Genomic DNA, 24,095 nt, shown 5'->3' with positions numbered 1-24,095 from the left:
GTCGTGGAAGCTACTTACACGCCGTGAACAACACGCACGGCGCGCATTCCGGACATCCGCAATCGCAATCGCCGGCCGTGCGGATTTCCAGCCAGACAGACCCGTTAAACCGAGAAGCAGTTTGCGCTTCACGAGGGAAAGCGCGAGTTGCATCACGCTTGCAGCGCCTGGCATGGCCGATGCAGTGGAGGGCGTGTCATTCACTCGGAGACAACACGATGACCCTCAAGTCCACGACAAGAATTCTTCTGGCTGCGGCGCTGGCCAGCGTCTCTCTGGTTGCTGCGGCGGCCGACTACCCCGACAAGCCGGTGCGCGTGATCGTGCCGTTTGCGCCCGGCGGCACCACCGACATCATTGCGCGCGTGGTGGCCGACCAGATGCAGGCGGTGATGGGCCAGCCGATGATCGTGGAGAACAAGGGTGGCGCGGGCGGCATGCTCGGGGCCACCGAGATCGCCAAGGCGCCTGCCGACGGCTACACGGTCGGCATCGCGACGGTGTCGACGACCGCGGCCGTGCCGTCGCTCAACCCCAAGACGCCGTACGACCCGACGGTCGACTTCACGTCGATCATCAACATCGCCGCCACGCCCAACGTGCTCGCGGTGCACCCGTCGTTCCCGGCGAAGGACTTCAAGGCCTTCCTCGAGCTCGTGAAGGCCAACCCGGGCAAGTATTCGTTCGCCAGCTCGGGCGCAGGTGGCATCGGGCACCTGCAGATGGAGTTGTTCAAGTCGATCACCAAGACCTTCATCACGCACATTCCCTACCGCGGCGCAGGCCCGGCCCTGACCGACACGATCGCGGGGCAGGTGCCGATGATCTTCGACAACCTGCCCTCGGCGCTGCCCTTCATCAAGGACAACCGCCTGCTGCCGATCGCCGTGGCCGCGCCTCAGCGCCTGCCCATGCTGCCCAACGTGCCGACCTTCAAGGAGCTGGGCCTCGAGCCGGTGAACCGCATGGCGTACTACGGCTTCCACGGCCCGAAGAACCTGCCGCGGCCCGTGGTCGCGAAGCTGCACGCGTCGGTGAAGAAGGTGCTGGAGAACCCCACGACGCGCAAGCGCATTGAGGAGACCGGCGCGATCATCATCGGCAACACCCCTGAACAGTTTGCGGCCGAGACCAAGGCCGAGTACGCCGTCTACAAGCGCGTGGTGGAGCAGCAGAAGCTCAAGCTCGACTGAACAGGAGGCCGCCATGCGGTACGCACGGATTCTGCTGAAGGCAATGGGCGCCCTGGCGATGCTCTTGTGCGCCCAGGCCGCACGAGCCGACATCGTGATCGGCCAGACCAGCGGCTTCACCGGCCAGGTGAAAGGCAGCGTCGAAGAGTTGTCGTTCGGGGCGAAGCTGTACCTTGACTTCGTCAACGCCAGCGGCGGTGTCAACGGGCAGCGCATCCGCCTGGTCCAGCTGGACGACAAGTTCGACCCCAAGCTCGCAGCGGCCAACGCGGAAGCCTTGATCGTCAAGGAGGGCGCGGTGGCGCTCTTCCTGAGCCGGGGCACGCCGCACACCCAGGCCGTGCTGCCGCATCTCGCCAAGCACCGGGTGCCCTTGATCGCACCGTCGACCGGCGCCATGGTGCTGCACCAGCCGCCGCACCCGTATGTGTTCAACGTGCGGGCGACCTACCAGCGCGAGGCCATGCGGGCCATCGAGCACCTGGGGGTGACCGGGCTCAGCCGCGTGGCGGTCCTGCACGTGAAGGACTCGTTCGGGGCCGATGCCGTGGTGGGGGCGCTGAAGGGCTTCGAGAACATCGGCAAGAGCCCGGTGGTCGTGCACGAGTTCGAGCGCGAGAACCCGGTGTTCTACGGCGTGGCGATGAAGGTGCTGCACAGCCGGGCGCAGGCGGCGCTGATCATCGGCTCGGCGACCGCGGTGGTCGATGCCACCAAGGCGATCCGTGCGGCGGGCTCGTCGGCGCAGATCATCACCTTGTCCAACAACGCCTCGGGCGCGTTCATCAAGCAGATGGGCGAGCATGCGCGCGGCACGATCGTGACGCAGGTCTTCCCGTACGAGCGGGCCTCCGGGCCGCGCTTCGTGCGGCACGCGCTCGAGCTGGCCAAGGGCAAGGGCAAGACCGAGCTGTCGCCCGCCATGCTGGAAGGCTTTGCCGCGGCGAAGGTGCTGGTCGAAGCGATCAAGCGGGCCGGGAAAGACCCGACACGCGCGGCCTTGCTTGCTGCACTGCACGGCATGCAGAGGCTCGACATCGGGGGGCTGGAGCTGTCGTATTCGCCGACGGACCACACGGGTTTCGACTTCGTCGACCTGTCCATCATCGCCGCCGACGGAAGGTTCACGCGTTGATGGTGTCGAGTGGGCTCTTCGCCGAGGACCCGCGCGCGGAAATCATTCAGCGGTCCGCTGAGCGAGCGCCAGGAGGTCTGCCGCCGAGTTCAGGCCAAGGCTCGCGCGTGCCCACCATTGGCTGAAGGAATCGCAGCGCTGGTTGATGTGCGGAAAGAGCCTCGGGGCGGGCGCGCAGTCGGCCGTGTCCCTGAGCCATGGTGAGAGGTGCGGATCATCGACGGTGCACACGCTCATCGCGCCTTGCAGGGCGGCGCCGACGGCGTTTGCATCCCCGTACCAGCACTCTGACGTCAGCTCGGCCATGCGCTCGCCGACAAAACGCCAGCGCCGCTCGGTCCAGGGCCAGGCGCGGTGAAAGTCGGTGGTGAAAATGCCGATCACCCGACACCTGTCGGGCAAGGAGTCGGGCAGGGCGCCCAGATTCCAGGGGTGCACGATCCAGACGTCGTAGCCGGCGGCGACCGCGGCATTCGGCGCCTTGGTGCCGAGCCCGGCGGGCGGGGCGGTGAACCGTTCAGGTTCCGGGCACGGGTCGTCCTCGCGGGCGGTGGGTTCCACGGCGCTCCGCTCCGATGCCGTGTGGGCGATGCGGTCGAGTACCTCGTACGAGGTGTCGACCACGCTGCCAGCGCTGTGCCACTCCGAAGGTGCATGCCGTGCCACGTTGTCGGCATTGAAGAGGTAGGGCTTGTGGCTTGCGGTGCCGGCGACCCACTGCCAGCTGAGATGGTTGCTGGCGAGGTCACCATCGAGCAGGTGGCCGTACAACCAGTCGGCGCCGGCACGCCAATGCACCTTTCGAAGGTGCACCACATAGCTCGCGAGCCACATGCGCGCATGGTTGTGCAGCAGGCCTGTGCGGTAGAGCGTGCGCACCGCCTGATCGATGGCCTGAACGCCGGTGCGGCCCTCTCGGATGTCGGCCGGCAGGGCCATGGCGTAGGCGCCGTCGTGCAGCGGGCCCTCGTGCAGCGAGCGGAAGATGCCCTCGCCGTGGTGCTGCCACTGGTGGCGGAAGTAGGCACGCCAACCCAGCTCGTAGACGAACCTGTGCTGCACCTGGAGCGAATGCCGCGCCGACACGCCGGACAGGACGTCACTGAGCGACACGAAGCCATGGGTGATATAGGGCGACAGTCCACTGACCGCGCCGTCGAGCGCGTTGCGGGTGCGCGCGTATACCTCGGGCCGAACGGCGGCAATCCGCTGGTGTGCCGCGGCAAGCGTGGGCGCTGGGGCCTGCATCACGCGCCACCCACCTCGCCCCGGCGGATGGCCGATGCACGTTCGCGGATCTCGCGCCGCTGTGCGTCGGTCAGCCGCGCCACGTTCTTCACCTGCAGCGCCATGCGGGCGTTGCCGGCGAGTTCGGTGTCGTGGCGCATGAGGAAGTCCCAATAGAGGGTGGTGAAGGGGCAGGCGTCTGCGCCCGCGCGCTGTTCGGGGTCGTAGCGGCAGCCCTTGCAGTGCGGGCTCATGCGCTGGATGTACCGGCCGGTGGCGATGTAGGGCTTGCTGCCAATCACGCCGCCGTCGGCGTACTGGCTCATGCCGAGCGTGTTGGGCAGTTCGACCCACTCGACCGCGTCGACGTACACCGCCAGGTACCAGGCGTGGACCTGCCGGGGCTCCACACCGAGCATCAGCGCGTAGAGGCCGGTGACCATCAGGCGCTGGATGTGGTTGGCGTACCCATGGGCAAGCGTCTGGGTGAGGGCGTCGCGCAGGCAGGCCATGTCGGTGGCGCCGTTCCAGTACCAGGCGGGCAGGTCGTGTCGGGCCTGCAGGGCGTTGCGCTCCAGGTAGCGTGGCATCTGTGTCCAGTACACGCCGCGCACGTACTCGCGCCATCCGAGGATCTGTCGGATGAAGCCTTCGACGCTGGCCAGGGGCGCCTGCCCTTGCTGAAACGCCGCTTCCGCCGCAGCCACCACCTCGCGCGGGTTCAGCAGCTTCAGGTTGAGGGCGGCCGACAGGTGTGAATGATGGAGCCACGGGTCGCCTGGCCACATCGCATCCTGGTAGCGGCCGAAGTGGGTCAGCCGCTGTGCGATGAAGCGCTGCAGCGACTGCAGCGCCTGCTCGCGTGTCACGGGCCAGGCAAAGCTGTCGAGCTCGCCCGGGTGCTCGGCGAAGCGCGTGCGGACGAGTTCGAGCACCTCCCGCGTGACGGCATCGGGCTCGAAGCGTGCACGCGGCGGCACCGCGCCCGGACCGTCGGCACCGAACGCTTCGCGGTTGTCGGCATCGAAGTTCCACTGGCCGCCGATGGGCTCGGCCGACGGGCCATCGCCTTCCATCAGCACGCGGTGGCGCCGTCGCTGCTCGCGGTAGAAGTACTCCATGCGCAGCGACTTGCGGCCCCTGGCATGGGCCGCGAACTCGCGAACGCTGCAGAAGAAATGCCGGTCCTCGCGGATGTCCAGCGGCAGGCGGTTGGCCTCGGCCACCGACTTGATCGCCTGCAGCACCCGCCAGTCGCCCGGCGCCGTCATGACCAGGCCCGCAGGACGCAGGCGCTGGATGTCGGCGTGCAGCTGGGCGGCCAGCGTGCCGGCGTTGCCAGGCACATCGAGCCGGGTGTAGTGCGTCGTGCGGCCGGCGGCCTGCAGGGCCAATGCAAAGTGACGCATCGCGGAGAGGAAGAGCGCAATGCGCGCCTTGCTCGACCACACGTGCGTCGACTCTTCTTGCACCTCGGCCATCCAGACCGCGTCGAGGCCGGTGTCGAAGCCGTCGAAGCCTGAGGCGTCGAGGTCGAGCTGGTCGCCCAGCACGACGATCAGGTGGCGCATCTCAGCCGCCCCCGGCCTTGTGGTGGCGCCACGCGTCGAAGCCGTGCTTCAGTTCCTCGCAGGCGGCCTGGTGCTCCGCCTGCAGCATCGCATTCGCCAAGGCACGCCCCGACAACCAGGCGCCTTCCACCCCAGCGCCGCCAAGAAAGTCGCCGCAGACGCCCAGCCCTTGCGCGTCGTCCCACCAGAACGGCGGATCCGGTTGCACCGGGTGCTGCGCTGGAAGTGCATAGCGCCAGCGGTGCACGACGCTCTGGTGCCAGTCGACCGGCTGCTGGAGCCAGTCACCGAGCGCCGACTGCAACTGCAGCTGGACCCAGCAGGCCGGCTGCTCCAGGTAGCGGCGACTCCAACCCGCGCGGGCGTGCACGACCCAGTGCGCCTTGCCGGGCACGCGCGGCCTGCCAGGGCGGGCGTCGTTGCGCAGCACCCAGGCGAGCGGCCCGCTCGGCGGCCGTGCCGCATCCCAGGTCGGGGCAGGATCCGGGGCATCCGCGACGCCCATCAAGGTCCAGCAGGGCTGAATCGTCACGACGCTTGCGTGGCGGGCCCAGTCCGGCCGGTGCGGGCCGATCAGGGGCGCCGCCTGTGCGGGCGGGATGGCCAGCACGACGGCATCGAAGGTCGCGGGGTGGCGTTGTGCGGCCGATTCGAGTTGCCAGCCAAGCGGGCCGCGCTGCAGCGTGTCGACGGGAAACGACCAGGTGGCAGGCACAGCTTCCAGCAGGCGGCGGCACGGCGCCGGCATGTCCGGCAGGGGCACGTGCAACGGCCCATTCGTTTCCAGGGGCAGGCTGCCCTCGGCCATCACGGGCGCCCAGGCCGCCAGTTCGCCTGCGCGCACGGCATCGTCGACGAAGGACTGGAACGCGGCGGTACGCGCCGTGATGCCGATCGCCCCATGGTCGAGCCGCGTGGAGCTCGCGTGCCCGTCTCGTTCCACCCATTGGAAGCGACGCGTGGCCAGGCGCCCGCCGGCCCCGCGTGACTTGTCGAAGACGTGAACCGCGTGGCCGGCGAGCGTCAGGGCATGCGCGCATGCAGCGCCGGACATGCCGGCACCGATGACGGCCACGGTTCTGGGGAAGTTCAATGACACCGGGTCATGATAGGGAGTCCGGCGTCAAACATTGTTCAGCTCTGCGATAGTCGCGCAAGTTGCCCTGATAATCCGGGTCAATAACGCTTCATGAGGTGCTGGATGGGACGAACCAAGTCATCCGCCACGGGCGGGCAGGGGGCCAGTGCGGGGCAGGGGACGCTTCACCGCAGCGGTGCCGTCGCCCGGATGCTGCGGATGCCGGTGGCGACGCTGCGTGTGTGGGAGCGCCGCTACTCGCTCACGCAGCCGCAGTTGTCTCCGTCGGGCCAGCGGCTCTACTCGGGCGACGATGTGCGGCGCCTCGCATTGATCAAGCAGCTGACCGAGGTGGGCCACGCCATCGGCAGCTTGGCGGCGCTCGACATGGCGCAGCTGCAACGTGTCGCGTCCACACACGCGCAGACCTTGGCCACCACGCAAGGTCGCAACACCGGCGAGGCGTCCGCAGGGCCTCCCGCCCGGGCCTGGCGGCTGGCGGTGATCGGGCCCGCGCTTGGGCTTCGGCTGCGGCGGCCGGGTCTGTTGCGGCGCCTCGGGCGGCCCGTCTCCTTGCTGGGCCCGTACGACACGGCGGCACAGGCCGCCGCGGCGCTCACAAGTTCGGACGTCGATGCCGTGTTGTTGCACGAGCCTCGGCTTCACGACGATTGGCTCGCCGCGCTTGACGCGGCGGCGCCTTCACTTGCCGGCGTGCCGAAGCTGGTGCTCTACGGCTTTGCAGCCGACGCCGTCTGCGAGGCGCTGGCGAATGCTGGCGCGACGCTGCTGCGCGGTCCGCAGCCCGACGCCGTGCTGGCACAGTGGCTCAACGGCCTGGCGCAGAGGCCCGATCGGGCCCAGCCGCTGACGGAGCGGCGCACGATGCAGACGCAGCCGGTGCCGCCACGCCGTTGGGACGACGCGGCGCTCGCTGACTTTGCGAGCCTGTCGACGACGGTGGCCTGTGAATGCCCGCGCCATGTGTCCGAACTGTTGGTGCAGCTGTCGCACTTCGAGGCCTACAGCGCGGAGTGCGAGCACCGCAGCGTGGCCGATGCGCAACTTCACGCGTACGTAAAGCAAGTCGCTGCGCAATCGCGAGCGCTGTTCGAGGCGGCATTGGAACAGCTGGCGCTGCATGAAGGCTTGTTGCTGCCTGGATCGTCTGGATGAGCGGCCGAGGCAACCGCCGTAAGTGCACCACAATGTATATTATGTAAAGTGACGACGGCGCATGGTCGCCTTAGCACGCTCAGGCCAGCGCACGGAGCGCCACCACGCGCTGCACCTTGCCGCCCGGGCCATGTCGGACAGGCGGCCCCTCAGTCCAAGCAAACCGTACGCCGCGGGCGCCCACGCTCTCTAGATACCGTTTGAGCGAGCGTGCAGCCCGGCCTGCCAGCTCACGCGACACCTTGGCCCTGTCTTCGACCACGATCTCAAGCTCGGCCGGGCCCCGTTGGACGACCTGGAAGTGCACCAGACCGCCTTCCTCCTCGAGCACGGTGCACAGCGCCAGCGGCAGCACGCTGACCTCGCGCCCCTGCGTCACGAGCCGCAAGGTGTCGTCATGGCGCCCGAGCACGTCGATCAGGGGAAACGGTGAACCGCAGTCGCAGCCTTCGGCATGCACGCGGATGCGGTCGCCCAGGTCGTAGCGGATCAGCGGCTGCAGGCGATTGGCCAGGTTGGTGAGCAGCGCGGTGGCGCCAAGCTGGCCTTGCGGCACGGGCTGGGCGTCTCGATCGACTGATTCCAGAATCGCCCAGTCGCTGTTGAGGTGCAGGCAGCCGCAACGACACGGCGATGCGAGCGCCAGGAATTCCGACGCCCCATAGCTGTCGACGACCTCGCAGCCGAAAGCCTGCTCGACATGGCGCCGCATGGTCGGCGACATCGATTCCCCGCCGGTCCAGATCTCGCTTGGGCGGATCCGCAAGCGGCCCGCGAGGTGCTCCTGCGCCAGCAGCACCGCCGAGCTGGGGTAGGTGGAGACGATGGTCGGCTCCAAGGCATTCAGCTGCGAGACGAGCTGCGCCATGGGTTGCAGGAACGACACTTCGTGAAGCCTGCCGGCGAACACCGGGTTCAGCCGTCGCAGGCGCCGGATCGACGCGATGCCGGCGAAGTGCCCGTTCGTCGCACCGACATACGCGATGCGCTCACCGACGAACCACGGGTCGGTGAAGCGACGCGAACTCCAGGGCCGGCGCTGCGATTCGAGCGCGTCGTAGACCGCCATCGCGGCATCGTCCTGGACGAAGACACCCGCCTCGCCCGAACTGCCGGAGCTCTGCCAGACCATGTAGCCACCCGGTCCTGGCGTACCGATGCGATCGCTGTCGCGCATGAAGCGGCGCACCGCATCGAGGTGCAAGGCCGGGTCGGTGACCCACTCGTCGAACCTTGCCATCAGCTCGCGTTTGCGGGTGACCGGCAGGTCCTGCAGCCTGGCCTCGGCAGGGTCGATGCCGTCCAGCAGGCGGCGAAACAGCGGAGATTTCGCCTTGGCATGACGAAGCAGCGCCTGGAGCCGGCGCGATTGCAGTGCCGCCAGCGCGTGCGGCCCACCGAGAGACGCGGCCATGGTCTCACCGGCCACGGCGCTCCACAACCATGGGTTCATCGTTCGTCCGACGCTAGGCGCTCAGGCCCGGCAGCCGCGCAGCAAGCGATTCCAGCAGTACGCCGCGTTTCATGGTCATCTCCTTCCGAACATCGACAGCATGCGTCAGATCAAAGGGCCGCATGTGATGCAGATCAACCCTTGATGCAACGCAATGCCCTCCTCCACCGTCTGCCAAAAGATCACCAAGCCGCAGGCATTCCGAGGCCGCGCGGCGCCACATCGACACAGGAGAGAAAGATGAACGCACTGACACGCTTCGAACGACTGAACGACTTCTTCCCGGACTTCTTCCGCGGCTTCCCGCGCCCCTCGCGGCTGGCCGACGACCTGCCGAACGACATTCCCATCGACGTCAGCGAAACCGACAAGCAGTACGAAGTGCGCGCCGAGGTGCCGGGCGTTCGCAAGGACGACATCCGCGTCACCGTCAACCGCAACTTCGTCTCCATCAGCGCCGAGGTGAAGCGCGAGAAGGAAGAAAAACAAGGCAAGCGGGTGCTGCTGACCGAAACCTGCACCGGCATGGTCTCGCGCAGCTTCACGCTGGAGCACGAGGTCGACGAGAAGGACGTTTCTGCAAAGCTCGACAACGGCGTGCTCACGCTGACCCTGCCCAAGCGCGAAGGCTCCAGCAGCCGGACCATCGCCATCAAATGACCGCCCCGTCGGGCAGCGCCATGCGTGCCATGGTCTTTCGTGGCGCGGGGCGGCCGCTCGAACTGGAGTTGCGTGCTCTGCCCCGGCCGGGCCCGGGCGAATTGCTCGTCAGGGTGCTGGCCTGCGGGGTCTGCCGCACCGACCTGCACATCGCCGACGGCGACCTGGCCCCGCCCTGCGGCTGCGTGGTCCCGGGCCACGAGGTCGTCGGCACGGTCGAGGGCCTGGGCGACGGCGTGCGTGGCTGGCTCGTCGGAGATCGTGTCGGCATCCCCTGGCTCGGCTGGGCCTGCGGAGAGTGCGACGACTGCCGCCGCGGCCGCGAGAACCTGTGTTCCCGTGCGGTGTTCACCGGCCACGGGCGCGACGGCGGCTACGCGTCGCACGTCGTGGCCCATGCCGACTTCTGCGTCGCGCTGCCGCACTCGCTCGACCCGGTCGACACGGCGCCCCTGCTGTGTGCCGGGCTCATCGGCTGGCGGGCACTGCAGGCCGCCGGCGATGAGGCCCGTGTCGTCGGGCTCTACGGCTTCGGTGCTTCCGCCCACCTGATCGCTCAGGCGGCGAAGGCGCAGGGCCGGCATGTCTTTGCGTTCACGCGCCCCGCCGATGTGGCGCGCCAGGCCTTCGCGCGCACGCTCGGCGCCGATTGGGCGGGGGGCACCGACACGCCACCGCCGCAGCCGCTCGACGCGGCAATCCTCTTCGCCCCCGATGGCGCGCTCGTGCCGCTCGCCCTCTCGCACCTGCGGCGCGGCGGGCGAGTCGTTTGCGCCGGCATCCACATGAGCGACATCCCGGCGTTTCCCTATGCGCTGCTCTGGGGCGAACGCGAAGTGCGCTCGGTGGCCAACCTCACGCGCGACGATGCCCGCTCGTTCTTCGCGTTCGTGCACGAGCACCCGTTGAAAGTCCACACGACGCCGTTTGCGCTCGAGCGGGCCAACGAGGCCCTGAACGGGCTGCGTGCCGGCACCTTCGAGGGCGCCGCCGTGCTGGTGCCATGAACAGCGCCGAGGTTTGCGCCGCGTCAAGCTCCTGCGTCGAAACGCGACCTACCTTCAAGGCTCCATGGCTTACACAGAGGACCGTCCCATGAACATCCTGCTCGCAGTCGACGACAGCCCGTTCAGCCGCCACATGCTGGCCTGGCTCGGTGCCCACCAGGAGTGGTTGTCCCGCGAACAGCGCTACGCAGTGGTGCACGCGCAGACGCCGCTGCCCAACGGCCTGCGCCTGCTGCTCGATGACAACCAGGCCGCCATGCGCCGCATCTCGGAGGCGAATGACGTGTTCCGCCCGGTGCGGATCTTCCTCGAGCGTCACGGCATCAGGGCGGAGTATTTCCACAACGAGGGCCCGGCCGCGAACGTGATCGTCGAGCAGGCGACGCAGTGGCACGCCGACATGATCGTCATGGGCTCGCGGGGCCACGGTGCCATCGGGCAGCTTGCACTGGGGTCGGTGGTGTCACGCGTGCTGGCGAGCGCGCCGGTGCCGGTGGTGGTCATCCCGCCGCCGCGCGCTTGAGATCGGCTGCCCTGCCCCCAGCGGGGCTGGTCACTCCCTCGGCTCGTGGTGTCCGCTGCGCCAGATCGAGCGCAGCAGCCACACCGCCCCCGCGCAAGCGCCGACGAATCCCAGCAGGCCGAAGGCCGGCAGCCCGAGCAGCATCGGGCCGCCGCGCACCGTCATCACGATCGACGAACCGACGATGAGCGCGGCCACGACCAGACCCACGGTGAGGCGGCTGGCGGCACGGTCGAGTTGATCGCCCACGCGGTCCAGGTGGTGCACGTCGATGTGGACCTGCACGCCACCATGGCGCACGTGGCGCAGCAGCCGTGCCAGGTCGTCCGGCACCGCACCCAGCAGCCCGGCCATGCGGCTCAGCGCCTGCCAGCCACGCCGCATCACCGCCTTCGGGTGGTAGCGCGCCCGCAGCGCACGCCTGAGCAGCGGCAGGGCCTCGGCGGCCATGTGGAAATCGGGGTCGAGACCACGGCCCATGCCCTCGGTCGAGATGAAAGCCTTGATGAGCAGCGCCAGGTCCGACGGCAGGCTCAGCTTGTGGCGGCGCAGGATGGCGGTCACGTCGGCCAGCATGGCAGCCAGGCTCAGCTGCGCCAGCGGCACGCCGTGGTAGGTGTCGACGAAGGCCTCGATGTCGGCGTTCAGCAGCATCTCTTCCTCGGCCGAGCCATCGGCCCACTCCAGCAGCACATCGGCCACCGCCGACGGGTCGCGCTGCACCAGGCCGAGCATCAGCTTGAGCAGCTCGTCGCGGCGCTGCATGGACAGCCGCCCCACCATCCCGAAGTCGATGAAGGCGATGCGGTTGCCCGGCAGGTAGAACACGTTGCCGGGGTGAGGATCGGCGTGGAAGAGGCCGTCTTCCACCACCATCTTCAACACCGCCTTCGCGCCGCGTTGGGCCAGCAGCTTGCGGTCGAGGCCTTCGCTTTCGGCGCGCTCGAGCGCACTGCCGGGCAGCCCGTCGATGAACTGCTGCACGTTGACCCGCTCGTGCGTCCACTCCCAGTAGACCTTCGGGATCACGATCTCAGCCTGGCCGCTGAAGTTGGCGGCGATGCGCTCGGCTTGCCGGCATTCATGCGCGAGGTCGAGCTCTCGGCGCAGCGAGCGGCCGAACTCCTGCACGAGCGCCACCGGCCCGTAGGGCCGCAGGTCCGGCCAGCGGTTCGCGGCGATGCCGGCCAGCCGCTCCAGCAGGCGCAGGTCGGCTTCGATCACCGGGCGGATGCCGGGCCGGCGGATCTTCACCACCACCTCGCTGCCGTCGTGCAGGCGCGCACGGTGCACCTGCGCGATCGAGGCAGCCGCCAGCGGCTGTTCGTCGAACCAGGCAAAGACCTGCGACGGCTCGCCTCCCAGGTCTTCGACCAGCTGGGCATGCAGCTCCTCGAAGGGAACCGCCGGCACGCGGCTGTGCAGCTTCTCGAACTCGGTGATCCATTCCGGGCCGAGGAGGTCTGCGCGTCCGGCGAGGATCTGCCCGAGCTTGACGAAGGTCGGCCCCAGCTCCTCGAGCGCGCGGCGCACCTGCAGCGGCGGCGGCAGGCGCGCGAGCTCCGCGGCGCTGTTCCAGTGCACCAGCCGGCCGGCCTTCTCCAGCAGGTCGGCCCAGCCCATGCGCCGCACCGCGTCGCCCAGGCCATGGCGCACCAGCACCGCCACGATCTCCTGCAGGCGACCGAGCTCGCGCGTGGCGCCGGGTGCGTGCCGGGATGCCCTCGTGTTCATGCGGGGCAGTCTGATGTGCGGCTGCGTCGGTTGGATTGATCCCGCGCAAGTCGGCGGACGGTCCGGCATGTGAACCTGCGGGTATCCGGAAGCACCTCGGAGACCACCACGATGACCCACGCTGCCCTCAAGATCATCCGTTCCGAGCATGCCGCCTTGTCGGCCATGCTGCGCTCGCTGCTGCTCCTGCTGGCGCAGCACCGCAAGGGCTCGACCCTGCCCGACTTCACCGCCCTGCGCGCGATGCTCTTCTACTTGGAGGAGTTTCCGGAGAAGCGGCACCACCGCATGGAGTCGGAGCTGCTGTTTCCCAAGTTGCGCGCACGCACGCCGCTCGCACGCCCCCTGCTCGACCACCTCGACGGCGACCACGCGTGCGGCGAGCGCAAGATCCGCGAGCTCGAACACGCGCTGACCGGCTTCGAGATGCTCGGCGAGCCGCGCCGCGAAGCCTTCGAGAAGGCTGTCGCGGGCTACGTCGACTTCTACCTGTCGCACATGAGCCTCGAGGAGCGGGAGATCCTGCCGCTGGCCGAGAAGGTGCTGACCCCAGACGACTGGGCTCAGCTCGACGCAGCGTTCCTGGCGAACGAGGACCCTCTCACCGGCGCCCCGCCGCCCATCGACTACGCCGCCTTGTTCACCCGGATCGTCAACCTCGTGCCCGCACCCATCGGGCTCGGCGCCTGACCGTCCACAACCCTGCCTGGAGATTCGCCATGACCTACCGCAGCCTGCTCGTTCTCGTGGATGACGACCCCTTGTGCGAGCGTCGTATCCAGACCGCCATTGCGCTGGCCAGGAGCTTTGACGCGCAGCTCACGGGTTTCGCGCCCACCGGCCTGCTGGAGCTGCCCAACACCGTGGGCGCGGCCGCGTCGATGGCCGAGTTTGCGCAGCTCGCGCGCGTCGAGCTCGGCGAGCGGGCACGGTCCGCGGCCCAGGCCTTCGAGAAGGCCTGCGAGGCCGCAAGGTTCAACGCCTGCCAGTCGGTCGTGATGGAGTGCGACGTGGCGGGCGGGTTGCTGCAGCAGACGCACAGCCACGACCTCCTCGTGCTGAGCCAGCCCGATCCGCAGGCGCCGGGCTACGCGGCGCGCAAAGTGGTCGTCGAGCGCCTCGTGCTCTTCAGCGCGCGGCCGACCTTGCTGCTGCCCTATGCGGGTTCGTTCGATGCGCCCTACCAGAACGTCCTCGTGGCCTGGGACGGCAGCCGCGAGGCCGACCGTGCCATCGCCGATGCGCTGCCGCTGCTGCGCAAGGCACGGCGGGTGGACCTCGTGGCCTGGCAGGAAAAGGGCCTGCTGGAGGGTTGGCCGGGATTCAGGATTTTTTCGCCAAATGAGCAGCTAAGTGCCTATTAGCATTGATAAAAACGGCACCAAAGTCCCTGCCCTGTTTCGTCAGAGGATCTTCACCTTAACGTTCATTGGCTCGACAGGCATCCGCAGATCCATCGTGTAGTCGCCATAGCGGTTCAGGTGGATGTTCCGGTACGGCGACAACGCTCCCAGCGTTTTCTCATCGATCTGATGCCTCCCCTCCTTCTTCAGCTCCGCCAGCACGCCTGACATCCGGTGCACGTTGTTCAGGATCAGCATGTTGGAGACCAGGTGGTTGTACTTGACCACCTTGCGCTGCTCATGCCGCACGTTCTCGGCGATCACTCCCTGATTGCCGAAGAATGTCCACTGCGCGAAGTTGTTGAACTCCTCGCTCTTGTTGGTGGCGGCATTGATGGTTTTGCGCAGCTGTGGATCGCTGATGTAGCGCAGCAGGAACATGGTGCGCCGGGCACGCCCAAGTTCTCTGAAGGCGAAGTACAGCTTGTTCTTGCGGCTCGCACTGCCCAGGCGCCGCAGTAGCGTTGACGGCGTGATCTTGCCGGCCTTGATCGACACGGCCACGCGCAGCATGTCCTCGTAGTGCCGCTCGATCAATTCCCAGTCCACCGATTGCCCTGCAAAGAGTGGCTGAATGTTCTGATACCGGCCCTCGCGGTTGGGCCGGTAGAAGATCAGGTCCTTGATGTTGCGAATCCGAGGCATCAGGTCGATGCCCAGCAAGTGCGCCAAGCCAAACACTGGCGTGTTCTGTGCCTGGGTGTCGCCATGCAACGTGTCTGGCTTGATGTCCGACTCGTTGCGGATCAACCCGTCGAGGATGTAGACCGCTTCATAGACGCCACAGGGAATGAAGTGGCTGAAGAGTGCGATGTAGGTGTCAGACACATGGTAGTAGCCGATGCCGCCGTAGCCACCGTACCGGATGTGGTACTCCGATAGCAGGTTCTGTTCGTACATCGTCCACTTGGTGCCGTCTGCAGAAGCGGTCTTGCCAGTGCCCCAGTACTTGGGAAGCCCAAACCGGTTGTAGGCGTTGACCGTCTTCACGATCGCCTTGTCCAGCCGCTCTTCGGTAATGTTGTGCAGATTGAGCCAGGCGATCTGCTTGCGGCTGAAGCCCTTGAGGCTTCTCGCCGTTTGGCTCGCGCCCATATTGAATCCATAGCAGAACAAGGTCGCGACGCATCGCGCACGCGGGTCATCGATCTTCGACTCGTATCCCGACAACGGGCCAAAGAGCTTGTGCAGGTCGAGCCATTTCTCGGTCTGTACCAGAACGTCGAGAACACTGTGGAAGCCCAGCCGCTCATTGATCTCGTAGTCGAGAGCGTCCAGCCCGTCTGGCGGTGTGTCGGTCGCCGGCTTCCGAATGGTCAGGCCATTCGGTCCCCAGGCCACAGAGTTGTTCTTGGGGAAGGCCTCGTCGATCTCCTCCGTCAGCCCTTCGAAAGTCGACTTGAGTTCCGATACGAAACTTGCTCCATCGATCGGGATATCGAGCATCGCAGCATAGGCCGGCAACTCCCGCTCGAGCGTCTCATCGTCGACGAAGTGTTCGCGGTAGTCGTCGTACTGGTCACTGTCCGAGATAAAGAGGTCGCCCGACTGCAGTTCCTCCTGCACCCGCTCGAAGATGCTGAGTTCAAGGAACTTGCGGTGCACGCGGGGTTGCCCTGCTTCGTCTTTGCTCACCACCAGCTTGCGCCACTTCTCCGGCAACCAGCGGAGATCCAACTCCGCGTCACCCAGGGTGCTGCTGAGGTACTCCTTGTGGCTGTTGCGATGCGCGAGCAGCCAGGTCACCGACAGCGCGAAAGCACCATCCTTGTAGGTCGGCTGCGGCTGCATCACCTCCAGGCAATCAAAGAGCAAGGCCCGCTTCGTCCGGTACAGCGGCAGCATGAACGGGAAGTAGTTGTTGCCGGCGAAGGCCATGTATTCATCGCATTCCTCGATGAGTCGCTGCGGCAGGTCCTTGAGGCTGGCCTGGATGGCAGCCAGCCGGTCGATCTTCTCGTCCTCCGTCTGATACGCCGACAGCATGTCGCGCAGTTGCCCGACCAAGCGGTCGACCTGCTTCACTTGATCTAGGTGATAGGCCTGCAGCCGCTTGTTGGCGTCAGAGTCGAGCTTGCGAACCGTCTTGATGAACATCTCGGCGACGTCATCGGTCGACTTGCGCAGCTGCGACTGAATGAGAAGGACAGCCAGCGTGTAGCGCTTGCGGATCTGTGTGCCACGCATGTCGGGTGCGTCCAAGGCTCGCGCCTCCAGCGTGAGCTGCGAGAGCTTGGTGGCGGCAATGTCAGACAGGCTGGGCAGCCCGTCGGCCAGCTCTGCCAGCCAGTGGATGTGCTGCAGAAAGCTGGCCACTTCCCGCGTGGTGGGACGTCCGGGCTCCTTCTTCAGCCGATCCCAATCCGTTTTGCCACCGTCGGACACCAGCAGGCTATCGAGGCGGCCGCGCAGCTCGGGTTTCAGGGCAAGGAATACGCGCTCGTAGATGGCACTGTTCACCGCTTCTCGAGAAGATCGGGCCAGCTTGTCCAGGAAGGTGAAGCCGGGCAGCACGTAGCCCTTGCTGACCAGTTCTTCCAGCAGGACGTTGATGATGTCAGGCAGCTCCTGCTTGGTCCGGGCAGCGTCAAGCGCTCTCTCGGCAAGCCAGGCTTCCGCCGGTGCATCCAATTGCCGCAAGTTCAGAAATTCCAGCACCTGCCGGAAGTGCCGCCCCTTCTCGCCTGATTCGTCATAGCGATCAAGCTGCTCGCGCGTGGGTCGAGCAACCCTTAGCTTGCGGCACACGTGCACGATGATGGGCATGGGTACTTCGCCCATGGTGACCGAGTAACCGAGCCGCTGCACGAGCTTGATCTGCAGCATGAGCATCGCTTGCGGCGCCGCCCGTCGGTACGCATCGGACACGAAGCGTCGCTCTTTCGCGGTTGGGGTGTACAGCTGCTCCAACTCTTCCGCGGAGACCTCCTCGCGCAAGCGAGGGTAGGCAGTTTCTTCAACAGAACTCATGCTCGACGAAGGCTGACAAAACCGCTCAGCGTAGCGGATATGAGCCCGTTCGCCTACGTGCAGGCTTCTGGGTAGCCGTGTGGTACCCGATGGCTACCAGATAGCTATCAGCTAGCTGCAAGCTTGCAGCTAGCTAAGGCAAGAAGGATGACTGCACGCGTCGCTCTCCCACTTAGGAGGAAGTGTCCAAAGGTGGTTGGACACTTGGGATCGATGATGTCTACTGAAATTGCTCTGCAGCGGGTCTACCGGCGTGGCGTTGGCGTGGCGCCAACCCAATGCCGTTGAAACTACCGGGGGGTGAACCGGGAGCCGTGCTCGTTGTAGGTGCGATGGCCAACGTCAGGATCGAACCCTGCGTCCAGCATGGAGGATCCAAGGTAGAGCAGAACCACCACTTCGCCGTCGCGGCCGGCAATGCAGCACTCGGACATCTCGTACCTGTCTGCGTCTAGGTTCTCGAACCAGACTTCGGCAGGCTGCTTTCCAACGCTCGGATGAGCCTTGCCGTTGCGCAGGAGATCAAAGGCGAAACTGTCGTCATCGATCTGCTTGCGAAGCCACCAACGACGTGGAATGTCTGCCGCGGGCTTGTGCCACCGGCGAATTCCTTGCGCGTTGTAGCACGCAAGAATCACTGGCAGCTTGTTGATGTCGGCGAGCCGCATACAGGTGGCGAGCACACTGGTAGCAAAGACGTCCGCCAGATCTTCGATTTCCCTAAAGCCCGGCCTACCCAGCGCTTGGACGCGCGGGTTGAACATCGTAGACGGCATCAAGAGGTGTGAGGCGTAAATGTCCGCCTCCTTCTCCAGGTGGACGTCAGACGCCCAGTTTTGGTCGGGCTCGTCGAGGCGGCATCGAAAGGATCGGCCGCGATGCATGTCCCAATGCCCCAGCTCGTGGCCGACAGAGAACCGCTCTCGGCCACGCACCGACGAGCGGCGTACGGTAGCGACTGCGCGATTGCCGACACCGATGAGCGTTGCCTCGCAGCCCTTCAGCGGTTCGTAGACCACCTCCATGTTGGCGTCCATGGCGATGAGGTCCACGTCGAGATCGCGCGGATCGATGATTCCCAGACTGGCAATGCGCGATTCGGCGCGCTGACCCGGCGTCATTCAACCGCACCTGGGGTGCCGGGGTCGCCTTCTGATTCAAGTCGCCGAAGCTGCCTGTAGGCACGGATCACGTCTTCATCCGCCATCTCATCCAGCTGGCGAGCAGCCAGGGTGTAGCGACCGTCGTTGGTGGCAGCCGCCTGCCGCAGCGCAGCTCGAGCATCGAACGCTGAGATATGGGATTCGAGTTGGGCACCACTCGGCGTTTCGGTCTTGGCTTGCAGTTTCTGACGTGCTGCCGCCAACCGACGGCGACCGGCTTCCGCACGTGCACCGTCCAGTAGCTGCACGCCGGCAGCCAGCACCGAGTCTGGATCCTTGCCATCGAGCACGGCCTCGTCGCTCATCTCTGTGAGTTCGGCGAGATAGGTGTCCATCAGAACATCCATCGGATCGGGCTTGGGCGTGGCAGTCATTTGTTCTTCCTCAGATTCGCGATGGGCTCCAACTTGCGCATGAGACGCTGCCTTGCCGCGTCGTAGCGCTTTGGGTCGAAGCCCAGGTCGTCGGCCGCCGCCTTGCCTCGAATTCCTTCTGACCAGGCCAGGAGGACCATCTGAGCGTCCTCATCGTCTGCTACCAGCTTCTCAATGGCTGCCAGCTGGCTTCGGCCGTCCATGATGCGCTCGGGAGAACGATCGTCTACAGCAGCAACGCCGGGAACGCGGTCTTCCCCGTCCTCCTCGCCTGCACCAACGTCGACGGTCGCAAACCGATCGATCGGGGCACCTTTTTGCTTCTTCCGGTCATTGCTGGCCAGGCTGTGCAGGACGTTCTTGAGCGTCTGGAGCGCTGATACGCCGCGTTTCCAGACCCGCTCGCCAGCAAGCAGCTTGGCCAGCGCCTCAGCAAGCAAGGATTCAGGTGTCCAGTCGGTCAAGCCGCTGGCGCGGAACCGGGCCAGGCGAAGAGCCCGCTCCCAATCTGCCGGCGACAGCGCCCGCAGCACGGCGTCGACCTCGGCCGGGCTCAGGCAGTCGTCAGGTGGTGGTGGCGAAGTCATTTTTTGCTCTCCCACGCTTGGACTCCCCGCCGTCCCCCTGTGGACGCTGGCGGGAAATATTTTTTGGGCGGCATCCACGGAGCGCGCCTCAGGAGTCCTACCTGGTAAGCGGGCACCACTTCCGGAGGCACGCGAACCTGTAAAGGAAATTATCCATGCAGCACGCTGCAACTCCCGACCGGGACGAACCCGGACACGACGGAAAGGGCGATCCGCCTGCCAAGCCCACCAAGATCATCGTCAACGGGCGCCAGAAGGAAACCTCGGCCAAGGAGCTGAGCTTCCAGGACGTGGTGCGCCTGGCATTCGATGACGCGGTGTTCAACGAGGTGACGATCTACACGATCACTTTCAAGCGCGGCCACGGCGACAAGCCGGAAGGCACGCTGGTGGAAGGTGAAACCGTCAAGGTCAAAGAAGGGATGATCTTCAATGTCGCGCGCACTGATAAGTCGTAGTCCTGATCTGCTGCGCCTGCAGAACGATGGGTACGAGGTAGATGTTCGGTCAGGGCATCTGCTGGTGCACTCGGTGCCCTATGTCAACGCGCGGGGCGAAATCGCCCTGGGCTGCGCGGTTTCGGAACTCACCCTTGCGGGTGACGTGACGAGTCGTCCCGGCAGCCACATCGTGATGTTCGTCGGCGAGCACCCCTGCAATCGCGACGGCAGCGAAATCCTGCAGATCAAGCACCAGAGCCACACCATGGCACTGGCCGCCGACCTGGTTGCGCAGCATTCGTTCTCCAACAAGCCGCCACAAGGCTACGCGGACTACTACGAGAAGATGACGCGCTACATCGAGATCATCAGTGCGCCGGCGATGTCACTTCGCACTGACGTAACGCCTCGCACCTACAAGGTCATCGAGGCCGCGGCCGACGACGGTGTCTTCAACTACGTGGACACCGCTTCCACCCGAGCCGGGATCGGCGCGATCACCGCCAAACTTGCCATGCGGCGCGTGGCCATCGTCGGGCTGGGTGGGACAGGCTCGTTCCTACTTGATCTGTTGGCAAAAACACCGGTTCAAGAGATCCATCTCTATGACGGTGACCTCTTCCTGCAGCACAACGCTTTCCGAGCACCCGGAGCCGCGTCGATCGAGGAGTTGCGGGACCGTCCCAGCAAGGTGGCTTATCACCGCGCGAACTACGCCCAGATGCGCCGTGGAATTCACGCGCACCGCGAGTACATCGGTGAAGACAATGTCTCGCAGCTGCAGGGCTTCGACTTTGTGTTTCTGTGCATGGATACCGGGCCGGCCAAGAAGCTCATCATCGATGCCCTTCACGCCGCCAATACGCCATTCATCGACACTGGCTTGGGTGTGCAGATGCTCGAGGACAGCCTGGAACTGTGGGCCATCTGCCGCGTGACCACCAGCACACCGGCAAAGCAAGATCATGTCGCCCGCCGTATTTCATTCGCGGTACCGGACGAGGACGGTGACTACGAACGCAACATTCAGATCGCCGACCTGAACGCCTTGACCGCTGCCTACGCGGTGATCAGGTGGAAAAAATTCTGTGGCTTCTATCAGGATCTCGAGCACGAGCACGACAGCACGTACAGCACCAATTGCAACCTGCTCACCGGGGACGACGTGCCATGACCAAGCGAGCAACTGGCAGGCGAATGGTGTCGCATGAGTTTGTCGAGTTCATCCCTGACAAGCTGCAAGAAGGCGTTTTGTACGTTTCGACCACGTATGCAACGGCGGCGCACCGCTGCCTTTGCGGCTGCGGCCGAGAAGTGGTGACGCCGCTGTCTCCCACGGATTGGCAGCTGACGTTCAACGGCGAATCGATCTCCCTCTGGCCGTCCGTTGGAAACTGGAGCTTTCCTTGCCGCGCCCACTACGTGATCGAGCGCAACCGAGTCAATTGGTGCGGCGATATGCCACAGCAATTAATTGATGCTGGACGGGCTCGTGATCGTCTATTGAAAGCGGCACACTTTGGTGATCGGCTCGCGTCGAGCGATCCCAAAATGCGGGCACTACAACCTGAGGAAAGCGGGGCAGAAGTACCGCGCCGCGGCCTTTGGTCTCGCCTGACGGCTTGGTGGCACGACCGATAGCCGTGTCTAGCAACAGATGGCCAGCTGAACGAGCCACCTGGGCCAATACCGCGGAAGGCCATGGCGAGCGTGGTGCTCGCGGGCAAGGCGCCCGTGTTGGCACGACTCACGCTCAAGTGACGCGTTCGGTGCCCGCTTGAGTCGAACGGGTAGTCCCCCGCACCCCGCGTCTTTGCAGTCAGCTGGCTCACCGGTGCGCCAGCCTTTGGACGGGGGCAGGTTCACATCACAGTGATGAAGAACTCCCGCGACCCGCGTCACTGCCCAGCCCATCAGCGTCGCATCCAGGGTCGCAAGCTGTGCTCCGGCAAGCGAGTCGAACTGAAGTTCACCGTGTAGCGCCAAGCCGGCAGCACCTTGGCAAGCGCCTCACCCAGATTCGGAGGGCCTTCCACAAGGAAGGTGCCTGCGATGCAGCGGAGGATGGTGCCGCCGGCGCCCCTGATCCTCAGGCGGGCGCGTCGCAGCTCCCGCTCATCGGGTTCGTGCGAAGTTCGCAGAACGAACATGCGTTGTCGGCGCATGGACTACCAGCCCGACGTGGCGGCCACGTAGGCCTGGGCGGCCTCCATCACGTGCTCGAAGCGCTTCGTCGGGTCGGACGACAGGATGACCTTGGCTTCCGGCTCAAACCCGCGCTGCTTGACCGCGGCGCCGAGCAGCACTTCGACCGGCGACAGGAGCCCCAGTTCCGGGCATTCCCCCGCAAAGAACAGCTGTGGGTGCCCATCGGTCTGCGCGAGCACGGCCAACAGGGCCTCGAGCTTGCCTCCGGCGAGCACCGGCAACGCCTGGTAGCGCGGATAGCGGGGTTCACCACCCACCACGGGCCCGGCGGTGAAGAGCTGCCCTTGGGCCGCCCGCCGCCGCACGTCCTCCACCGACGTTCCGAGTTGCACCGCCAGATCCCAGGCGCTGACTGGTGAGAACGGATCCGCCTCGCCCGAGAACACCGGCACTTGGGTCTTGGGCGCAGGCCTGGCGAACTTCCTCTTGCCGCGCGGCTTCGGCGGGTGTGCCTCGAAGACCAGCGTGCGGTCACCCTGGCGGTCTTCGGCGTCCCCATCGAGTGTGTTGGTGAACTCGGTACCTTCGAAGTCCTGGAACACCAGCACGCTGTGCCCGTCGGGATGTTGGACTTTCCAGACGCGCTCGATCTGCAGCGCTTCCCATCGGCCATCGCCCTCGTGAGAAGGGTTCATCTGCTGCAGGCTCACCGGCCGCCGCGTCTTCTCGACCTTCAGCAGTTCGCGCAGGTCCACATCCCAGGCGCAGCAGACGGAGCGCTGCATGTCGATGTCGTCACCCGAGACCAGGCACGTCACGATGAACCACGGCACCCGGATCGACAGGTGCAAGGCGCGGAAGCAATGCTCGCCTTGTCCGGCCAGCGCCGACATCAGAGGATCCTCGTAACTCTCATGCGCCACGAACATCAAAACTCCTGCGATATATAGGCTGGAGAGAGTGTCGTCTCTAGCGTCCCAGATGCCCATTCGGCATATGGACGGCCTACGGATAGGCTGGCGGCGGAACATCCTGATGCCCAAGTCCCTCTACAGCCGACACAACGAGATCTTTCTGGCGCTGCTACGCGACAGTCGGGAGTCCGTGCAGCTGCGCCAGTCGGATCTGGCGCATCTCCTCGGCCGGCATCAGGCGACCGTGAGCAGAGTCGAATCGGGAGAACGCCGTCTGGATGTTCTGCAGTTGCGTCAGTGGCTGGCAGCGCTTGGGGTCGACTTCCCGACCTTTATGAACGAGCTCGACCGGCGGCTCGGCGATTCGGCCGTGTTGGCCTCAGTCCTCCGGTTTCCGTTTGCCGAGCCCCTCGCCAAGCCGCTGGTGGAGCTCGCATCCTCGGAGCGCCGGCGCAGGCGATAGACGTCTGATCTCCACCTTTATATAGCGTGGATCAATCGGGGCTAATGCCGGACTCTCCGGCGGATGTCCACACGTGTCGGAAAACCGAAGACTGGCAGGCCGCGTGGCGCGGGTAGCTTCGACGCGGACGTCGCTTTCGTCGTGGGCGACGTGATCCGCAAGCTGCGCTTGACTGCAGGCCTTTCTCAGGAGACTCTGGCAGACATGGCCAACGTCGGGCGTTCGTATTGCGGCAGCATCGAACGAGGCGAAAGCCAGCCGACTCTGTTCGTCATCCTCAAGATGGCCGCCGCGCTAGAAATTGAAGGCCACGCCTTGGTGCGCCAGGTCGAGCATGCGTTAGCAAGAAGCCGATTCGGCAGTGGCAAGGGCGCTTCCCGTCGTAACTAAATGGGCTGGAGGTGTGGGCGGTTCCGCCGCCGACAGTGGCTCTTCGTCGGTGTAGGTCCGAGGGAATCACTTTGGTGCCAAGCCGATGTCGTCCAGCCTCAGCAAAATCTCAGTACGGCGACTTCGAGCTATTTCCCGCCAATCGACTCCCTCCTGAGCAGCAAGCAGCCCATACAGAAAGTTAAGGCTCGTTCCGGGAATTTGCCGTTTCAGAAGCGCATAGACCTCATATGCATCGCGCTCACGAAGCTGAGCCAGTGACTCAATTCCGATCTTGCGCAAGGCCAGCGTGCTCTTGGGTCCGAATCCAGGCAATCTGTCCGCAGGCATCTCATTCAGCCGTATGAAATGAATCTGAACATGCGACGTGACACCACCGGTTCGTCTCGGCATTTCACCGTGGCGGTGAAACTCAATCAACGGCTCCTAGGCTACCCACTTGCGATATCAGCGACGACATTGTGAGCATGCCGCTGCGGCACAACT

The 24,095-nt window shown here is 65.6% G+C and carries 25 protein-coding genes; 14 read left to right on the top strand and 11 right to left on the bottom strand.

All coding sequences use genetic code 11. The features are described from left to right. The first annotated feature begins 218 nt into the window (after positions 1-218). Both JI745_RS02890 and JI745_RS02885 read left to right on the top strand, forming a co-directional pair. Complete coding sequence (locus JI745_RS02890) at positions 219-1,193, top strand: tripartite tricarboxylate transporter substrate binding protein BugE (protein ID WP_201803597.1); 975 nt, start codon at positions 219-221, stop codon at positions 1,191-1,193. A gap of 13 nt (positions 1,194-1,206) precedes the next feature. After that, on the top strand, positions 1,207-2,328 hold the full coding sequence (locus tag JI745_RS02885) for an ABC transporter substrate-binding protein (RefSeq protein WP_236674887.1): 1,122 nt from the start codon (positions 1,207-1,209) through the stop codon (positions 2,326-2,328). Positions 2,329-2,370: 42 nt separating this feature from the next. On the opposite strand, the gene JI745_RS02880 is transcribed toward JI745_RS02885, so the two are convergent. From JI745_RS02880 to JI745_RS02870, 3 genes are read right to left on the bottom strand one after another with little or no spacing between them, the layout of a single operon-like run. Beyond that, positions 2,371-3,576, bottom strand: a complete 1,206-nt coding sequence (locus tag JI745_RS02880) for an FAD-binding domain-containing protein (protein WP_201803595.1) — start codon at positions 3,574-3,576, stop codon at positions 2,371-2,373. Beyond that, positions 3,576-5,126: a cryptochrome/photolyase family protein gene (locus JI745_RS02875; RefSeq protein ID WP_201803594.1), complete on the bottom strand. Its 1,551-nt coding sequence runs from the start codon at positions 5,124-5,126 to the stop codon at positions 3,576-3,578. The genes JI745_RS02880 and JI745_RS02875 overlap by 1 nt, the downstream gene beginning before the upstream one ends. A gap of 1 nt (position 5,127) precedes the next feature. Next, entirely contained in the window at positions 5,128-6,225 is a 1,098-nt protein-coding gene (locus JI745_RS02870) for an NAD(P)-binding protein (RefSeq protein WP_201803593.1), read from the bottom strand. Positions 6,226-6,327: 102 nt separating this feature from the next. Between JI745_RS02870 and JI745_RS02865 the strand changes: the two genes are divergently transcribed. Beyond that, complete coding sequence (locus tag JI745_RS02865; RefSeq protein WP_201803592.1) at positions 6,328-7,380, top strand: MerR family transcriptional regulator; 1,053 nt, start codon at positions 6,328-6,330, stop codon at positions 7,378-7,380. A gap of 79 nt (positions 7,381-7,459) precedes the next feature. Here the strand turns inward: JI745_RS02865 and JI745_RS02860 are convergent, their stop codons facing one another. After that, positions 7,460-8,794 (bottom strand): phenylacetate--CoA ligase family protein, encoded by a 1,335-nt coding sequence (locus JI745_RS02860; RefSeq protein WP_201803591.1) that lies wholly within the window; start codon positions 8,792-8,794, stop codon positions 7,460-7,462. Between JI745_RS02860 and JI745_RS02855 the strand changes: the two genes are divergently transcribed. From JI745_RS02855 to JI745_RS02840, 4 genes are all read left to right on the top strand, one after another. Continuing rightward, a complete protein-coding gene (locus JI745_RS02855; protein WP_201803590.1) occupies positions 8,793-8,978 on the top strand; it encodes a hypothetical protein in 186 nt (61 codons plus the stop codon). The genes JI745_RS02860 and JI745_RS02855 overlap by 2 nt on opposite strands. 95 nt (positions 8,979-9,073) lie before the next feature. Beyond that, complete coding sequence (locus JI745_RS02850; RefSeq protein ID WP_201803589.1) at positions 9,074-9,493, top strand: Hsp20/alpha crystallin family protein; 420 nt, start codon at positions 9,074-9,076, stop codon at positions 9,491-9,493. A gap of 20 nt (positions 9,494-9,513) precedes the next feature. Further along, positions 9,514-10,500 (top strand): zinc-dependent alcohol dehydrogenase family protein, encoded by a 987-nt coding sequence (locus JI745_RS02845; protein ID WP_201812309.1) that lies wholly within the window; start codon positions 9,514-9,516, stop codon positions 10,498-10,500. Between the two features lie 88 nt (positions 10,501-10,588). Continuing rightward, positions 10,589-11,023 carry a universal stress protein gene (locus JI745_RS02840; RefSeq protein ID WP_201803588.1) on the top strand — a complete coding sequence of 145 codons (435 nt, stop codon included), beginning with the start codon at positions 10,589-10,591 and terminating at the stop codon, positions 11,021-11,023. 30 nt (positions 11,024-11,053) lie between these two features. Here JI745_RS02840 and JI745_RS02835 read toward each other — a convergent pair whose 3' ends face one another. After that, a complete protein-coding gene (locus tag JI745_RS02835) occupies positions 11,054-12,757 on the bottom strand; it encodes an AarF/ABC1/UbiB kinase family protein (protein WP_201803586.1) in 1,704 nt (567 codons plus the stop codon). A 111-nt stretch (positions 12,758-12,868) separates the two neighbouring features. On the opposite strand from JI745_RS02835, the gene JI745_RS02830 reads away from it, so the two are divergent. Together JI745_RS02830 and JI745_RS02825 are read left to right on the top strand one after the other, a co-directional pair. After that, positions 12,869-13,447: a hemerythrin domain-containing protein gene (locus tag JI745_RS02830; protein ID WP_201803585.1), complete on the top strand. Its 579-nt coding sequence runs from the start codon at positions 12,869-12,871 to the stop codon at positions 13,445-13,447. Between the two features lie 29 nt (positions 13,448-13,476). After that, positions 13,477-14,121, top strand: coding sequence for a universal stress protein (locus tag JI745_RS02825; RefSeq protein ID WP_201803583.1), 645 nt, complete (start codon positions 13,477-13,479; stop codon positions 14,119-14,121). A gap of 39 nt (positions 14,122-14,160) precedes the next feature. On the opposite strand, the gene JI745_RS02820 is transcribed toward JI745_RS02825, so the two are convergent. The 4 genes from JI745_RS02820 to JI745_RS02805 all read right to left on the bottom strand — a co-directional run bounded on the left by JI745_RS02820 (position 14,161) and on the right by JI745_RS02805 (position 19,332). Continuing rightward, complete coding sequence (locus JI745_RS02820; protein WP_201803581.1) at positions 14,161-17,130, bottom strand: Tn3 family transposase; 2,970 nt, start codon at positions 17,128-17,130, stop codon at positions 14,161-14,163. Between the two features lie 290 nt (positions 17,131-17,420). Next, positions 17,421-18,251 (bottom strand): ImmA/IrrE family metallo-endopeptidase, encoded by an 831-nt coding sequence (locus JI745_RS02815; RefSeq protein WP_201803580.1) that lies wholly within the window; start codon positions 18,249-18,251, stop codon positions 17,421-17,423. Further along, entirely contained in the window at positions 18,248-18,667 is a 420-nt protein-coding gene (locus tag JI745_RS02810) for a hypothetical protein (RefSeq protein ID WP_201803577.1), read from the bottom strand. The genes JI745_RS02815 and JI745_RS02810 overlap by 4 nt, the downstream gene beginning before the upstream one ends. Further along, positions 18,664-19,332, bottom strand: coding sequence for a hypothetical protein (locus JI745_RS02805; protein WP_201803575.1), 669 nt, complete (start codon positions 19,330-19,332; stop codon positions 18,664-18,666). The genes JI745_RS02810 and JI745_RS02805 overlap by 4 nt, the downstream gene beginning before the upstream one ends. A gap of 77 nt (positions 19,333-19,409) precedes the next feature. Here JI745_RS02805 and JI745_RS02800 point away from each other — a divergent pair, with 77 nt between their 5' ends. The 3 genes from JI745_RS02800 to JI745_RS02790 are packed head-to-tail and all read left to right on the top strand — an operon-like array spanning position 19,410 to position 21,335. Further along, positions 19,410-19,712, top strand: a complete 303-nt coding sequence (locus JI745_RS02800) for a multiubiquitin domain-containing protein (RefSeq protein ID WP_201803574.1) — start codon at positions 19,410-19,412, stop codon at positions 19,710-19,712. Beyond that, positions 19,687-20,868: a ThiF family adenylyltransferase gene (locus JI745_RS02795; protein ID WP_201803572.1), complete on the top strand. Its 1,182-nt coding sequence runs from the start codon at positions 19,687-19,689 to the stop codon at positions 20,866-20,868. Before JI745_RS02800 ends, JI745_RS02795 begins: the two co-directional genes overlap by 26 nt. Then, positions 20,865-21,335, top strand: coding sequence for a DUF6527 family protein (locus JI745_RS02790; protein ID WP_201803570.1), 471 nt, complete (start codon positions 20,865-20,867; stop codon positions 21,333-21,335). The genes JI745_RS02795 and JI745_RS02790 overlap by 4 nt, the downstream gene beginning before the upstream one ends. 527 nt (positions 21,336-21,862) lie before the next feature. Here the strand turns inward: JI745_RS02790 and JI745_RS02785 are convergent. Beyond that, on the bottom strand, positions 21,863-22,831 hold the full coding sequence (locus JI745_RS02785; protein WP_201803568.1) for a hypothetical protein: 969 nt from the start codon (positions 22,829-22,831) through the stop codon (positions 21,863-21,865). Positions 22,832-22,877: 46 nt separating this feature from the next. Between JI745_RS02785 and JI745_RS02780 the strand changes: the two genes are divergently transcribed. Both JI745_RS02780 and JI745_RS02775 read left to right on the top strand, forming a co-directional pair. Next, complete coding sequence (locus JI745_RS02780; RefSeq protein WP_201803566.1) at positions 22,878-23,219, top strand: helix-turn-helix domain-containing protein; 342 nt, start codon at positions 22,878-22,880, stop codon at positions 23,217-23,219. 63 nt (positions 23,220-23,282) lie between these two features. After that, positions 23,283-23,609: a helix-turn-helix domain-containing protein gene (locus JI745_RS02775; protein ID WP_236674886.1), complete on the top strand. Its 327-nt coding sequence runs from the start codon at positions 23,283-23,285 to the stop codon at positions 23,607-23,609. A gap of 66 nt (positions 23,610-23,675) precedes the next feature. Here JI745_RS02775 and JI745_RS02770 read toward each other — a convergent pair whose 3' ends face one another. Further along, positions 23,676-24,029, bottom strand: coding sequence for a TfoX/Sxy family DNA transformation protein (locus JI745_RS02770; protein WP_236674885.1), 354 nt, complete (start codon positions 24,027-24,029; stop codon positions 23,676-23,678). Between the last annotated feature and the right edge of the window lie 66 nt (positions 24,030-24,095).

The organism is Piscinibacter sp. HJYY11 (assembly GCF_016735515.1).
Classification (GTDB): domain Bacteria; phylum Pseudomonadota; class Gammaproteobacteria; order Burkholderiales; family Burkholderiaceae_C; genus Rhizobacter.
Note: the sequence above shows the minus strand (reverse complement) of the source record. Positions and strands in the feature narration are given on the sequence as shown.

Coding starts and splice junctions, on each gene's coding strand:
- JI745_RS02800 (WP_201803574.1), top strand. CDS start 19,410: ATGCAGCACGCTGCAACTCCCGACCGGGACGAACCCGGACACGACGGA.
- JI745_RS02815 (WP_201803580.1), bottom strand. CDS start 18,251: ATGACGCCGGGTCAGCGCGCCGAATCGCGCATTGCCAGTCTGGGAATC.
- JI745_RS02840 (WP_201803588.1), top strand. CDS start 10,589: ATGAACATCCTGCTCGCAGTCGACGACAGCCCGTTCAGCCGCCACATG.
- JI745_RS02885 (WP_236674887.1), top strand. CDS start 1,207: ATGCGGTACGCACGGATTCTGCTGAAGGCAATGGGCGCCCTGGCGATG.
- JI745_RS02845 (WP_201812309.1), top strand. CDS start 9,514: ATGCGTGCCATGGTCTTTCGTGGCGCGGGGCGGCCGCTCGAACTGGAG.
- JI745_RS02820 (WP_201803581.1), bottom strand. CDS start 17,130: ATGAGTTCTGTTGAAGAAACTGCCTACCCTCGCTTGCGCGAGGAGGTC.
- JI745_RS02790 (WP_201803570.1), top strand. CDS start 20,865: ATGACCAAGCGAGCAACTGGCAGGCGAATGGTGTCGCATGAGTTTGTC.
- JI745_RS02860 (WP_201803591.1), bottom strand. CDS start 8,794: ATGGCCGCGTCTCTCGGTGGGCCGCACGCGCTGGCGGCACTGCAATCG.
- JI745_RS02890 (WP_201803597.1), top strand. CDS start 219: ATGACCCTCAAGTCCACGACAAGAATTCTTCTGGCTGCGGCGCTGGCC.
- JI745_RS02810 (WP_201803577.1), bottom strand. CDS start 18,667: ATGACTGCCACGCCCAAGCCCGATCCGATGGATGTTCTGATGGACACC.
- JI745_RS02880 (WP_201803595.1), bottom strand. CDS start 3,576: ATGCAGGCCCCAGCGCCCACGCTTGCCGCGGCACACCAGCGGATTGCC.
- JI745_RS02875 (WP_201803594.1), bottom strand. CDS start 5,126: ATGCGCCACCTGATCGTCGTGCTGGGCGACCAGCTCGACCTCGACGCC.
- JI745_RS02775 (WP_236674886.1), top strand. CDS start 23,283: ATGTCCACACGTGTCGGAAAACCGAAGACTGGCAGGCCGCGTGGCGCG.
- JI745_RS02865 (WP_201803592.1), top strand. CDS start 6,328: ATGGGACGAACCAAGTCATCCGCCACGGGCGGGCAGGGGGCCAGTGCG.
- JI745_RS02850 (WP_201803589.1), top strand. CDS start 9,074: ATGAACGCACTGACACGCTTCGAACGACTGAACGACTTCTTCCCGGAC.
- JI745_RS02795 (WP_201803572.1), top strand. CDS start 19,687: ATGTCGCGCGCACTGATAAGTCGTAGTCCTGATCTGCTGCGCCTGCAG.
- JI745_RS02830 (WP_201803585.1), top strand. CDS start 12,869: ATGACCCACGCTGCCCTCAAGATCATCCGTTCCGAGCATGCCGCCTTG.
- JI745_RS02835 (WP_201803586.1), bottom strand. CDS start 12,757: ATGAACACGAGGGCATCCCGGCACGCACCCGGCGCCACGCGCGAGCTC.
- JI745_RS02855 (WP_201803590.1), top strand. CDS start 8,793: ATGGTCTCACCGGCCACGGCGCTCCACAACCATGGGTTCATCGTTCGT.
- JI745_RS02780 (WP_201803566.1), top strand. CDS start 22,878: ATGCCCAAGTCCCTCTACAGCCGACACAACGAGATCTTTCTGGCGCTG.
- JI745_RS02785 (WP_201803568.1), bottom strand. CDS start 22,831: ATGGGCATCTGGGACGCTAGAGACGACACTCTCTCCAGCCTATATATC.
- JI745_RS02825 (WP_201803583.1), top strand. CDS start 13,477: ATGACCTACCGCAGCCTGCTCGTTCTCGTGGATGACGACCCCTTGTGC.